Origin of the sequence: Nocardia bovistercoris, from assembly GCF_015674855.1 — a bacterium.
GTDB classification, from domain to species: Bacteria; Actinomycetota; Actinomycetes; order Mycobacteriales; family Mycobacteriaceae; genus Nocardia; species Nocardia bovistercoris.
In genome coordinates this window covers 147219-159429 of sequence record NZ_JADMLG010000010.1, presented here as the reverse complement: position 1 = coordinate 159429, position 12211 = coordinate 147219, and the positions used below count along the sequence as shown (strand labels likewise).

Annotated in this window: 12 protein-coding genes; 4 read left to right on the top strand and 8 right to left on the bottom strand. The window is 69.0% G+C overall.

The annotated features are described in order from the left end of the window. Positions 1-47: 47 nt before the first annotated feature. Positions 48-941: a fumarylacetoacetate (FAA) hydrolase gene (locus tag IT779_RS23740; RefSeq protein WP_196151604.1), complete on the bottom strand. Its 894-nt coding sequence runs from the start codon at positions 939-941 to the stop codon at positions 48-50. Between the two features lie 25 nt (positions 942-966). Further along, positions 967-2217 (bottom strand): pyridoxal phosphate-dependent aminotransferase, encoded by a 1251-nt coding sequence (locus IT779_RS23735; RefSeq protein WP_232542027.1) that lies wholly within the window; start codon positions 2215-2217, stop codon positions 967-969. A 414-nt stretch (positions 2218-2631) separates the two neighbouring features. Between IT779_RS23735 and IT779_RS23730 the strand changes: the two genes are divergently transcribed. Then, positions 2632-3405 carry a maleate cis-trans isomerase family protein gene (locus IT779_RS23730; RefSeq protein WP_196151603.1) on the top strand — a complete coding sequence of 258 codons (774 nt, stop codon included), beginning with the start codon at positions 2632-2634 and terminating at the stop codon, positions 3403-3405. Here the strand turns inward: IT779_RS23730 and IT779_RS23725 are convergent. Genes IT779_RS23725 through IT779_RS23715 form a run of 3 tightly spaced genes read right to left on the bottom strand, consistent with a single transcriptional unit; the run spans position 3340 to position 7126 of the window. Beyond that, positions 3340-4548 carry an LLM class flavin-dependent oxidoreductase gene (locus IT779_RS23725; RefSeq protein ID WP_196151602.1) on the bottom strand — a complete coding sequence of 403 codons (1209 nt, stop codon included), beginning with the start codon at positions 4546-4548 and terminating at the stop codon, positions 3340-3342. The two genes, IT779_RS23730 and IT779_RS23725, sit on opposite strands and share 66 nt — an antisense overlap. Next, positions 4545-5912, bottom strand: coding sequence for an NtaA/DmoA family FMN-dependent monooxygenase (locus IT779_RS23720; protein WP_196151601.1), 1368 nt, complete (start codon positions 5910-5912; stop codon positions 4545-4547). The genes IT779_RS23725 and IT779_RS23720 overlap by 4 nt, the downstream gene beginning before the upstream one ends. Beyond that, the gene (locus IT779_RS23715) at positions 5909-7126 is read right to left on the bottom strand and encodes an MFS transporter (protein WP_198428864.1); all 1218 of its coding nucleotides are present in this window, start codon (positions 7124-7126) and stop codon (positions 5909-5911) included. The genes IT779_RS23720 and IT779_RS23715 overlap by 4 nt, the downstream gene beginning before the upstream one ends. 375 nt (positions 7127-7501) lie before the next feature. Between IT779_RS23715 and IT779_RS23710 the strand changes: the two genes are divergently transcribed. Both IT779_RS23710 and IT779_RS23705 read left to right on the top strand, forming a co-directional pair. Beyond that, positions 7502-8305, top strand: coding sequence for an LLM class flavin-dependent oxidoreductase (locus tag IT779_RS23710; RefSeq protein ID WP_196151599.1), 804 nt, complete (start codon positions 7502-7504; stop codon positions 8303-8305). 100 nt (positions 8306-8405) lie between these two features. Continuing rightward, complete coding sequence (locus IT779_RS23705) at positions 8406-8912, top strand: hypothetical protein (RefSeq protein ID WP_408637788.1); 507 nt, start codon at positions 8406-8408, stop codon at positions 8910-8912. Positions 8913-8928: 16 nt separating this feature from the next. Here IT779_RS23705 and IT779_RS23700 read toward each other — a convergent pair whose 3' ends face one another. Then, a complete protein-coding gene (locus IT779_RS23700; RefSeq protein WP_196151598.1) occupies positions 8929-9888 on the bottom strand; it encodes an aldo/keto reductase in 960 nt (319 codons plus the stop codon). 299 nt (positions 9889-10187) lie between these two features. Here IT779_RS23700 and IT779_RS23695 point away from each other — a divergent pair, with 299 nt between their 5' ends. Next, the gene (locus tag IT779_RS23695; protein ID WP_196151597.1) at positions 10188-10937 is read left to right on the top strand and encodes a class I SAM-dependent methyltransferase; all 750 of its coding nucleotides are present in this window, start codon (positions 10188-10190) and stop codon (positions 10935-10937) included. A 256-nt stretch (positions 10938-11193) separates the two neighbouring features. On the opposite strand, the gene IT779_RS23690 is transcribed toward IT779_RS23695, so the two are convergent. Both IT779_RS23690 and IT779_RS23685 read right to left on the bottom strand, forming a co-directional pair. Then, on the bottom strand, positions 11194-11463 hold the full coding sequence (locus IT779_RS23690) for a hypothetical protein (protein WP_196151596.1): 270 nt from the start codon (positions 11461-11463) through the stop codon (positions 11194-11196). A 153-nt stretch (positions 11464-11616) separates the two neighbouring features. Beyond that, positions 11617-11907, bottom strand: coding sequence for a hypothetical protein (locus IT779_RS23685; RefSeq protein ID WP_196151595.1), 291 nt, complete (start codon positions 11905-11907; stop codon positions 11617-11619). Positions 11908-12211 lie beyond the last annotated feature (304 nt).

Below are 12211 nucleotides of genomic sequence, written 5' to 3'. Positions count from 1 at the left end.
CGGAATTCCGGAACCCCTTGCGGCACGAGGGGTTCCGGAATCCGAGGTCAGGCGACGCTGATCCGGTCGGCCCAGCGCACCGTGTTCTCGAGCACCACGTCGTGGCTCGCGAACTCGATGGTGACGCGATCACCGTGGGTGAGCCGGAAGCCGTCGTGGAAGCTGGCCTCGTCCGCACCGAGCAGCAGATAGTTGACCAGGCCTGGCCGGTGCAGCGCGGGATAGGACAGCAGGTTGTCAGCCATGCCCTTGGCGGGGAAGTGCAGTGCTTCGGCGCCGCACCGGAAGGTTCCCTCCCACGCGAGGCCGTCCGCGCGGTCGATGGCAACGCGCCCGGTCACCGATTCCGGCGGCTCACCGAGGAAGAGCCACGGCGAGATCGAGGTGTCGCAGAGTTTGCAGTAGGAGTTGTAGATCGGGTTGAGCCGGTGCAGCCCGATATCGCACAGGTCGTTGCCGAAGGTGTAGCCGACGTAGTGCGGCCTGCCTTCGTCGTCGTTGACGTAGACCAACACCACCTCGGGTTCCTCGATGAGCGCCACGGCCGAGGACGGGACCGTCAGCGTTTCGCCCGGCAGCCGCAGCCACGACCCGAAACCCTTGAAGAACCACTGCGCGTGCTGATTCGTCTCGTCGTGCGGCGGCGCGTCGACCCATTTCTTCTCGTGGGTCCGCATGAAACCGCTCAGCAGCGCGTTCCCGGTGTGCTCCGGCAGCAGCGGCGGACGGAAGCGCAGTTCGGAGGCCGCCGTCGCGGGCACGATCACCGGATCGCTCTCGGCCGTGACGACCGCGCCGACCCCGCCGGGGCCCGCGCCGAGTATCGCGGCGCGCAACTGGCCTTCGCGCACCCGGTAGAGCGTGGTCGGGGCATTCGGGGCGGGCCGCTCGAAGCCGACGAAACGTTCGCCGCGGTATTCGCATTCGAACAACAGTGACATGGAGACTCCTCGTGTTCTCGGGTTTTCAGCGACCGGTCACGGCGGTGAGCACCGATCCGATGCGGTGGACGGCGTCGCGGATCCACGGCAGCGCCACCGGGTCCTCGGCGGCGAGCGCGGCGCGGCGCTGGTCGTCGGTGTCGCCGTAGAGCCTGCTCACCGAGGCGCGCACCCGCAGCGAGCGCTCCGGTTCCCCGAAGGCGGCCGCGGGCAGCAGGCCGATGCCGTGGCGGGCGAGCAGCAGGTCGGTGAAATCCGCTCCGCTGTCGATGTTTCGGCGGCCCAGTTCGGCGCGCAGCGGTTCGAGATCCGGGTACAGGTAGCAGGTGGCCCGCACCGGGGCCAGGGCGGCGCCGACCGCCGTGAACTTCTCGGCCACGGCCCGCGCCACGGCCTCGTGCAATCCGCGGGCGGCGGCTACGTGGTCGACGAGTTCGGGCGGCTCGTCGAAGGCGTAGGCGGCCGCGCGCTGGATCGGCGCGACCGGGCTCGACCAGATCTGGCTCGCCACGCCTGCCAGCCGCTCGCGCAGGGCGGCGTCCGGGAGTCGGGCGATGCCGATGCGCCAGCCGCCGAGCGCGAAACTCTTCGTCAGGCCGGTGGTGACGACGGTGCGTTCCGGCGCCAGGCGCGCGGGCGAGACCGGCGCCGGACCGAACACCAGATCGCAGTAGATCTCGTCGGAGATGATGATCAGGTCGAGATCGAGGGCGGCGGAGATCAATTCGGTGGTCGTCTCCGGGGTCGGGAAGGTGCCGGTGGGGTTGTCGGGCACCGTGACGACCACCGCGCGCACGTCGCGGCCCGCCGCGCGGTGCTCGCGCACGGCCGCGCGCAGCAGGTCGGGATCGGGGACGCCGCCCTGTCCCGGCCGGATCGGCACGGGTATCGGGCGCGCGCCGACGAGCCGGATCTGGGCGGCGTAGCTGACCCAGCTCGGCACCGGTACGACGACGTCGCCGCCGATGGCGAGCAGCAGTCCGAACAGCAGCGGCTTGCTGCCGGGACCGGCTACGACGAGTCCGGGGTCGGCGTCGATGCCGCGCCGGTTCCAGTAGCCCGCCGCCGCCGCGAGCAGTTCCGGGCTGCCCGCCACGGGGCCGTAGTCGTGGACGTCGGCGGCCGCGGCGAGTCGGTCGCGCAGTTCGGGATGGGCGGGTAAGCCGATTTCGCCGCTCGCCATGAAGAGTACGGATTCGCCCGCGGCGCGGCGGGCGGCGAGTGCCGCGTCGGCGGCCAGCGTCGCCGACATGGTGATGGTGTCACTCGGGGGCATGCGAATGCCTTTGATCGGCCTGCCGCGTTGTTCCCGCTGATATTTCGGGCGCGTCCGTCGATTCGGCCCGTGCCGATCTCGCGGCCGGACATGGGCCCGACAGTAGGCGCTGTGGTCTGTTTTCCGCGACAACCATCGCATTCATCCTTTCGAATTCCGCGCACTCGACGCCGCTGATCCGACCCGCCGAATACGCTGTGATCGACTGTGTAAGAGTCATTTTCGGCGAACCGGCCGTCAGAACGATCTTGTCCGCTCGCGGCGCGACGGTCAATGAATCGCAGGTCAGGGAACGTCAGGAAATGTGAGGCACTGTCAGCCGGTATCCGGCCTCGGCCAGGTGTGGTCAGGGCGTGGTCAAATCACTCGGTGAGCCCTCGTCCGGCGAGCGCGCGTCGACCTACCTTCTTCCCCATGGACATTGGTCATACTCCCCGGCTCGGACTCGTCGTCCCGCCCGAAAACCCCACGGCCGAACCCGAATACACGCGACTGGCCGGTGATCGGCTGAATGTGCACACCTCACGACTACCGGTGTACCCCGGACTGTCGCTGCGGGAGACTCTCGACAAATGGATCGAGGCCCTCCCGGAGACGATCTCGCGATTCGGCGCGCTCGATCTCGACGCGCTCGTGATCGCTTGCAATGCTTCGCATTACCTGCTGTCACCCGAGGGCGACCGGCGGGCGTGCGCGGAACTCACCGAGCGCGCGGGTTTTCCGGTCGTCTCCAGCCCGCTCACCATCCTCGCCGCCTTCGAGGCGCTCGGCATCGACCGGATCACCCTCGTCTCCCCCTACGAGCCCTGGCTGACCGACATCTCGCGCGTGTACTGGGAAGCCGCGGGCATCGCGGTGGACGCGGTCGCGCTGGTGCGCGCGAACCCCACGACCTACGACCCGTACCTCGTGACCACCGAACAATTGCTCGAGCAGGTCGACGCGCTGCCTACCAACGACGCGCGGGCCGTGCTGTTCACCGGCACCGGCATGCACACCCTCGCCGCGCTGCGAACCCTCGACGTAGGTGCGGGGCCGGTGCTGCTCAGCACCAATCTGGCGAGTCTGTGGTGGGCGCTGCACACCATCGCGCCGCACCAACGGACACCGGCCCACCCACTGCTACAGGCTCTGGACGACCGCCGCGTAGCGACTGAGCGGCCTGGTCAGGCCGAGTCTGCCGCGTAGGGTGTCCGCCTCGCGGTCCGGGGCGAACGCGCCGCGGCGGCGCAATTCGGGCACCAACTCCTCGGTGATCAGCGTCAGGTCGTGTGGGAGGGCGCCCGGTCGCAGGCGGAATCCGTCGAGTCCTGATGCTCGCCGGTCCAGCAGCAGGTCGGCGAGTTCGGCGGGCGTCCCGGTGAAGATCTCGGCGTCCGAGGTGAGCGGCGCACCGTCGAGTTCGTCGAGTCGCTGTGCGCGGCCCGCGGCGGCGCCCGGTTCGCGATCCAGGAAGACCACGAGTTCGCCGAATACCAGCAGCGGGTGGTCCGCCGGTCGTCCGACGGCCGTCTTCGCCGACTCGACCTCGCCGAGTACCCGGGTGACGTCGGCGGCCGAATGCGGGGTCACGTAGACCACGTCCGCGCCGCCCGCCGCGAGCCGGAACGGGGCGCAGGCGTGGGCGAGCACCGTGATCAGCGGCTGTCCCTGCGGCGGGCGCGGGGTGATGGCGGGTCCGCGCACGCTGAAGTGCTTACCGCGAAAGTCGATGTGGTGCACCTTGTTCCGGTCGAAGAAGCGTTCGGTGGCGGCGTCGCGGATCTCGGCGTCGTCCTCCCAGCTGTCCCACAGCCTTCGTGTCGCCTCGACGGCCTCGCCCGCCTCGGCGTGCAGATCCTCCAGCGCCGCGGCGATGGCCTCGGGTCCGGTGAGATCGGCGTCGGTCAATTGCGGGGTGGTGCGGCGACCGAAGTGCGCGGCGTCGGCGGCGCGCGAGGCGACCTGTGGGCGCCATCCCGCTCGTCCGTTGCTCACGTAGTCGAGGGTGGCGATGCCCATGGCGATGTGGAACGGTTCGGTGTGGGTGACATTCGTGGTGGGCACCAAACCGATCCGCGAGGTCAGCGGCGCGACGCGAGCGCACAGCAGCACCGCGTCGAGCCTGCCGCGCACCTGGTCGGTGCGGTCGTCGGGCAGGTGGAATCGCGCGGACTGCACGCCGAGGGCGTCCTCGACGGTGACGAAGTCGAGGTCGGCGCGCTCGGCCTCGGCGACCAGATCGGCCCAGTAGCCCACCGTGAACAGGTCGGCGGGCCGCGCGTCGGGCAGTCGCCACGCCGCCGGATGCCAGCCCGCGCCGTCCAGCGCGACCGCGAGACGCAGACTCATGAAGCTCTCCTCGATGCGGCCTCGTTCGGTGTGACGGCTTCGTTCGATACGGCGGTGAGGCCGAGATGGTCGCGCAGGGTCGAGCCGGTGTAGTCGGTGCGGAACACGCCCTTCTCCTGCAGCAGTGGCACCACTCGGTCCACGAGTTCGTCCAGGCCGGAGGGTGTGAGGTGCGGGACGAAGATGAAACCGTCCGCGCCGTCGGTCTGCGCGAATTCGTCGATCGCGTCGGCGACCGAGCGCGGTGTGCCGACGAAGGTCGGTGTGGCGGCGACCTCGATCACCAGGTCGCGGATGCCGAGCCCGCGCTGTTCGGCGATCTCGCGCCAGCGCCGCACGGTCTCGGCCCGACCGTTGCGGAACGTCGAATGCCCCTTCAGGAGTTGATTTTCCGGCTCGGGGTCGATGTCGGGCAGCGGTCCTTCCGGATCGTAATCGGACAGGTCGCGGCCCCAGAATCCCTCCAGGTAGATCAGCGCGGTGCGCGGCCCGACCTGGGCGCGGGCGATCTCGCGGGCGCGTTCGCGCGCATCGGCCTCGGTGTCGCCGAGGACGTAGGTCACCGAGGGGAAGATCTTGACCTGTTCGGGTGACCTGCCGTGCGCGGCCACCCGCGACTTCACGTCTCGATAGAACGCGCGGGCCTCGTCGAGCCGATCGTATTTGCTGAAGACGACCTCCGCCTCGCGGGCCGCGAAGTCACGACCGGTCGGCGACTCGCCCGCCTGGATGACGACCGGATGTCCCTGCGGACCGGGCGGAGTGGTGAAACGCCCCGAGATGTCGAAGTGTTCGCCGCCGTGGGTGAACGCGCCCGCGTCGGCTCGGACGAACTCTCCCGAAACCTGATCGGCGCGAACATCTTCGGCGCGCCAGCTGTCCCACAGCTCGCGCGCCACGGCCAGGAATTCCGCCGCTCGGCCGTAGCGGTCGGCTTCGTCGAGGAAACCGCCGCGCCGGAAGTTCTCGCCGGTGAACGCGTCGAAGCTGGTCACCACATTCCAGGCCGCGCGGCCGCCGCTGAGCACGTCCAGCGTGGACAGTCGCCTGGCCACCTCGTAGGGCTCGTTGAAGGTGGCGTTGACGGTCGCGGCCAAGCCGAGGCGTTCGGTGACCGCCGCGAGCGCGCTGAGCACGGTCAGCGACTCCGGGCGGCCCGCGACGTCCACGTCGTGCAGTTCGCCCTTGTGCTCGCGCAGGCGCAGCCCCTCGGCGAGGAAGAAGAAGTCGAACTTGCCGCGTTCGGCGGTGCGGGCCAGCCGCGCGAAGGACTCGAACCCGATCTGGCTGGCGGAGCGTGGATCCGACCACACCGTGGTGTGATGGATCCCCGGCAGTTGCGCCGCGAGGTGAATCTGCTTCATACCAAGTCCTTTTCGGCCACCGCCGGTGCGGGAGCGGCCTGTTCCGGCGCTGGAGCGCGGTCGGTGAAGCCGTGGGTGCGCGCGGCGATCACCACGACCAGCGTCGGGAGCAGCAGCAGGAGCACGGTCCACGGGAACACCTCGGGGCCGAACGCGTCGAGCAGCACACCGCCGACCACGCCGCCGCCCGCCATCGCGACATTCCAGAGCGTGACCAGCATGGCCAGCGCGGTGTCACCGGCCTCGCCGCCCGCGATCGCCACCGCGGTCTGCAACAACGTCGGCACACCGCCCCAGCCGAGGCCCCACAGCGCCGCCGCGACGTACACCAGCGCCGCGTTGCCCGACAGCACGGCCAGCACCGCGACGGCAACGGCGACCAGCACCGTCGCGGCGATGGTCAGCACGCGCAGCCGCCGGTCGATGTGCACGCCGACGAACCAGATGCTCGCCATCGACGCGATGCCGAAGACCAGCAGCACCTCGCCGACCGCGTCGCCGAGCCCGGTCTCCTCCAGGAAGGTGGCGACATAGGTGTAGAGGATGTTGTGCGCGAGCACGAAGGTCAGGGTGACGAACAGCACCGCGCCGACGCCGGGGACCTTCGCGGTCGCCAGCAGCGGGATGCGGCCCGCGCGGCCGGGGCCGTCGAAGTCCGGCACGACCACCGAGATCCAGCCGATCAGCAGCACCGCGATGGCCGACATCACCCCGAAGGTGACCTGCCAGCCGAGCGCGTCGCCGAGGAAGGTGCCCGCCGGGATGCCGAGCGACAGCGCCAGCGGGATGCCCGCCATCACGATGGCGATCGCCTTGCCCTGCAACGCTTCCGGAGCCAGGCGCACGGCGTAACTCGCCAGCAGCGCCCACACCACGCCCGCGCCGATGCCCGCGACGAACCGCGCGACCAGGGTGAGCGCGAACACCAGCGACAGCGCGGTCACCGTATTCGCCACCAGGAATCCCGCCACTCCGACCAGCAGCAGCCGTTTGCGCCGCCACCCCGCCGTGGCCACCGAGAGCGGGATCGCGGTGAGCGCGGTGCCGATGGCGTAGACCGTCACCAGTTGGCCGGTGGCGGATTCGCTGACGTTCAGGTCGGCGCTCATCCCCGGCAGCACGCCCGCGGGCAGCGCTTCGGTGAGCACCGTGAGGAACGCGGCGGTGGCCAGCGCGAGCAGTGCCGGAATCGGCAGTCGCGGACCGTCTTTCACAATGTCCGAGTCACTCGGGTGAGATATGCGATCGACCATGTACGTATGCTGAAACCCTCACATTAATGTGAGGGTCAAGCGGGACCGCGATGTGATGCAGAACACAATCCGGACTTCGAAGCCGCCTTGCACATGCTACTACGAGCAGCGACACCTCTCAGCGGAGCGATCGGCGGCGACAGAGCTCCGACCAGGGCTGATTCAAACCCTTGACACTCGTCTCCCCTTCTACTCGCGCACGCGGGCAAGCCGCGCGACGGAGGTTGCGCGGCGGTGAGCGGCACGGATATGGCCGGGAGTCGTTCGAGCATTGGCCCGCCCGCGACGGACTTCTAGCGTCGATGTCAGCGCACCACCGACCCGAGGAGGAAATCCATGACCGTCGCCATCGGCGTCATCCTGCCCACGTCGACCCCCGACCCGGAACATCCGATCCTCGGCGACGTCCGGGCCAGCGCCCGCCTCGCCGAAGCGCTCGGACTCGAATCCGTCTGGACCTCGGACCATCTCATCGCGAGCGCGCCGATCCTCGACAGCACCGTCACCGTCGCCACCGCCGCGGCCGTCACCGACCGCATCCGTGTCGGCTTCAACGTCATGCTGCTCGCGCTGCGTCCCGTGGCCTGGGCCGCCAAGCAGATCGCCGCGCTGCAGCACGTCTCCGGGAATCGGATCGTCCTCGGCGTCGGCACCGGCAATCCCGCGCACGGTGACATCGGCTGGCGCGCGGCGGGCGTCGCGTTCGACGGACGCGGCGCGCGCACCGACGAGGCGCTCGCCGTACTGCCCGACCTGGTCACCGGAAAGCCCGCCACCCTGTCCGACGGTCTCGAGGTGACCCTGTCCCCCGGCGCCGAACTGCCGCCGATCCTGGTGGCGGGCAACGGCGATCGCGCACGAAGGCGCGCGGCCGCGCACGCCGACGGCTGGATCGTGCTGCGCCCCGAGCCCGGCGAGATTCCGGCCGCCCGCGCGCACCTGCGTGAACTCGCCGAACGGTACGGACGCCCCGTACCGGCGATCACCGTCGTCGCACCCGAGCTCCCGACCGATGTCACCGCCGCCGCCGACCGGCTCGCCGAATACGCCGCGGCGGGCGTCGAACGCGTCGTCCTCGCGCCGTCCGGTCCGGACTGGGAGCGCGACTACACCTTCGCCGCCGAACTCGTCCGACGCTGAACCGTGCGCACTCGCGTCGTGCGAACATCGGATATACACCCGCGTGCTGCGGTGCGACCATCGTCCCGACGGATGTTCCACCCCGGATCGTGGAGGAAATGTGTTGGGCAAGAAGGTATTCAGCGCTGTCGATATGCGGGTCGCGATGATGGTCCCCGCGCTCGCCGCAGCGGTCGTCCTCGGCACGGGCGCGGTGGCCTCGGCCGCGCCGTCCAGCGGCAGCAGCGGCAGCAGCGGCGGCAGCGGTGACACCGGCAGCGGAAGCGGAAGCGCCGACGGCGGAGGGTCTTTCGGTCCGCTCACCCAGTTGTGCAACCAGTCGACGAAATCCGGCGGCGCGGGAGTCACCAGTACCGTGCACCAGATCGGTCGCAGCGGCCCCACCTCGTTCGTGCTCAGCTACGAGACCTACGCGATTCCCGACCTGATCGAGGTCTTCTACGAGGGCTCGCTGGTCCGCAGCACCGGGTATGTCGGCGACAACATCAACCAGGGCACCGGCTCGGTCGTGGTGAACCTCCCGGCGGGCGCCGCGACCTCGGTGACCGTCCGCGTCACCGGACCCAACAGCACCGACTGGGACTACACCGTGCACTGCCCCTCGTAGTCACCGCGAGCAAGGCTCAGTTCGGCGCGGTGATCCGATCGATCTCCGCGAGATCTTCGGCGGTGGGCCGCCAGCTACCCGCCGCCACGTTCGCGGCGACCTGTTCGGGCGAGGTGGCGCCCGCGATCACCGAACTCACGGCGGGCTTGGCGGCGAGACCGCCGATCGCCACATCGAGCACCGTGATCGAACGCTGCGCCGCGAACTTCTCCAACTTCTCGACCACATCGAATTTCGCCGCGGTAAGCGTGGATTCGCGATTCCACGCGCGGATCCTGCTGCCTTCCGGCGCGGGCTCGCCACGCCGGTACTTGCCGGTGAGCACGCCGCTGGCCAGCGGAAAGAACGGCAGCAGGCCGATTCCGTACTGTTCGAGCGCGGGCACCAGATCGGCCTCGACACCCCGTTGGAGCAGGTTGTACTCGTTCTGGGCGCTGACGAAGCGGGTCAGTCCTCGGGTGCGGGCGGTCCACTCGGCGTCCGCGGCCTGCCAGCCGGTGAAATTGGAGTGGCCGAGGTAGCGGACCTTGCCCTCGCGCACGAGATCGTCGAGCGCGGAGAGAGTTTCCTCGATCGGGGTCGCCGGGTCGGGGCTGTGGTACTGGTAGAGGTCGATCCAGTCGGTGCGCAGTCGCCGCAGCGAATTCTCCACGGCGCGGCGGATATAGCGTCGCGACCCGCGCGCGCCCCAGTCCACCCCGTTGTCCTGGCCGAGCCGCCGGACATCGTTGCCGAACTTCGTCGCGATCACCACGTCATCGCGCACACCCTGCAAGATCTCGCCGAGGCGCTGCTCGGAATCGCCATAGGAATCGGCGGTGTCGAACAGCGTGATGCCGTGATCGAGCGCCGCGTGCACCACCGCCTTGGTCTGTTCGAAATCCAGTTTCATCCCGAAGTTGTTGGTCCCGAGCCCGACGACCGAGACCGCGAGCCCCGAATTCCCGAGACGACGCGATGTGGACGAATCGACCATGATTCTCCTCGATGAGACGACGATGCGGACATACCGAGCCCGCGCCTCGACCGAAACCGAGACGCAGCCCCGGCTCGACCCTACGACCTACCCGCCCGGCCCAGCAGAGTTGGACGCAGCGTGACCGGATTCGACGGTGCTACCGCACCCACCTGTGGCACGCTCACGACGAGACGAGTCACCGCGGGAGGTCGCGGGACGGCCTGACGACGCCGTTCACGGGCATGGGCCCCGCACGGTAGGCCGAGCCGTGCGGAAATTCGGTGGAAGTCCAGGGGTGGAGCGGAGAACATACCGGGATGCGCCAAGAGCAGATCTGGGACGACGAAGCCGCTCGGCTCTACGACACCCCCGGCGTCGGCATGTTCGCGCCCGAGGTGCTGACGCCGACGGTGGACCGGCTCGCCGAGTTCGCCGGGGGTGGACGCGCGCTGGAATTCGCGGTCGGCACCGGGCGGGTCGCGGTGCCGCTGGCCGAGCGCGGTGTGCCCGTCAGCGGAATCGAATTGTCGACGGCGATGATCGAACGGTTGCGGGACAAGGTGGACGAGACGGTGATTCCGGTCGTCGTCGGCGATATGGCGACCACGCGGGTTCCCGGCGAGTTCCAGGTGGTGTATCTCGTGTACAACACCATCGCGAATCTGCTCACCCAGGCCGAACAGGTCGCCTGTTTCCGCAATGCCGCACGGCATCTCGGCGCGCGGGGGCGTTTCGTCGTCGAATTGTGGGTGCCCGAACTCCGCGCGCTGCCGCCGGGGCGCACCGCGGTGGTGTGGAGATCGGAGCCGGGGTATACGGGGCTCGACACCTACGACGTCGTCGGTCAGCAGGTCGTTTCCCATCACCTCCGGTTCGAGCCCGAAGGCGGGGACACGGCACGGGTCAGGCGCAGTCCGCACCGCTACGTCTGGCCCGCCGAACTGGACCTGATGGCCCAGCTCGCGGGCATGACCTTGGAGTCGCGGCACGCGGACTGGAGTCGCGGCGAGTTCACCGCCGATTCACCCTCGCACGTATCGGTCTATCGGATGGCCGAAACTCTGTGATCACCGGACCACGCCCCGCCGACGATTACCCGCCCGGCGACCGGTCGGTCTGTCCTGTCGACGCACGCATGCCTCGCCGGGCCGACGCAGCCGCCTCGCAGCCGAAGCACAGGTCTCGGTACTCGAAACCTACTGGGGGGGAATCAAATTCGGCAGATGTCACTGTCGGGCCCCGTCGCTCACCCGATGACACGCAGTGCCACGGCACATACGGAGCGAGCGCCGCACCCACGGGGGCACGGCGCTCGGCGCACGATCAGCGACGCGTCCCGGCCCCGAATCGGCCATCGGGCGCCGGATGCGGCGCCGCCTGCTGGAAACGGTTCGAATAATCGTGCGGCGCAGGATATTCCGCGTCCTCGACGGGCTCCCACGACTCCGCGTCGTCGTCCCGTCCGGATAGCCCGTCACCGCGACGATCGAGGGAGTCGATCTTGCCGACCGACACCAGCATCACGATCGCGAGCAGGACCACCGCCCCGAGACCCGCCACACCGGCGTAAAGCACCGTATTCCACGAGGACATCGCTCCCCTTCCGTTCGGGACGCACGGCGACCCGTCTTCTTTGAAATTGTTTACGCGGAAACCTGTTTCAGTTTCGGCTCCGCTCCATCCACCCCCGGCCCACGCCGCTGCGGGTCGTGGGACCCCCGCGGGCGCGGGCAGCTCGATCGATGGTCAGTTGACTCCGAACATCGGACCGAAGCGATCGAAGTCGAAGGCATTCTGCACCGAGAATTCGTGACGATCGCGCCATTTCGGGCGATCGGCGTCGGCGCTCGCCCACGCGGCGATGGCGCTCGCCGCGCGCACGACCAGATCCGCGGGCAGGTCAGCGCGTCCGACCGATCCCGATGCCGCCGATGTCCGCCGTGGTAGAGCGGGTCGCTGGCGGTTCTCTCGCGACCCGCCGTGTTCCGCGTTGGGGCTCTGGCGCATGGTGACCTCGGTGCTCGTGAATGTCGCCACGGGTTGACGACTGGGTTCGGGCATCTACCGACAAACGGCCCGAGACGACTTACTCACTACCGTTGTGTGCTTCCGACCGGGACCGACGCCGACGATAGACCACTCGACCGTCCGGCAGGGGTGCAAACGGTGTCGCGCACATCCGGCACAGCAGGCGAAGGGCAAGCGCGCCAGAGTAATCCGAGATGGAAATGTCACATGGATTTCTGACGGATCATCAGATCTACTGGTAGAGGCTGCAAAATCATGCACACCGGCTATTGAAATGCCCCAGAGTGCAGTGAGGAACATCACATAACGCGCA

Bases quoted from the DNA above. Each gene is read 5' to 3' on its own strand.
- IT779_RS23740 (WP_196151604.1), bottom strand. From the start codon at position 941: ATGTCACTGTTGTTCGAATGCGAATACCGCGGCGAACGTTTCGTCGGC.
- IT779_RS23735 (WP_232542027.1), bottom strand. From the start codon at position 2,217: ATGCCCCCGAGTGACACCATCACCATGTCGGCGACGCTGGCCGCCGAC.
- IT779_RS23730 (WP_196151603.1), top strand. From the start codon at position 2,632: ATGGACATTGGTCATACTCCCCGGCTCGGACTCGTCGTCCCGCCCGAA.
- IT779_RS23725 (WP_196151602.1), bottom strand. From the start codon at position 4,548: ATGAGTCTGCGTCTCGCGGTCGCGCTGGACGGCGCGGGCTGGCATCCG.
- IT779_RS23720 (WP_196151601.1), bottom strand. From the start codon at position 5,912: ATGAAGCAGATTCACCTCGCGGCGCAACTGCCGGGGATCCATCACACC.
- IT779_RS23710 (WP_196151599.1), top strand. From the start codon at position 7,502: ATGACCGTCGCCATCGGCGTCATCCTGCCCACGTCGACCCCCGACCCG.
- IT779_RS23700 (WP_196151598.1), bottom strand. From the start codon at position 9,888: ATGGTCGATTCGTCCACATCGCGTCGTCTCGGGAATTCGGGGCTCGCG.
- IT779_RS23695 (WP_196151597.1), top strand. From the start codon at position 10,188: ATGCGCCAAGAGCAGATCTGGGACGACGAAGCCGCTCGGCTCTACGAC.
- IT779_RS23690 (WP_196151596.1), bottom strand. From the start codon at position 11,463: ATGTCCTCGTGGAATACGGTGCTTTACGCCGGTGTGGCGGGTCTCGGG.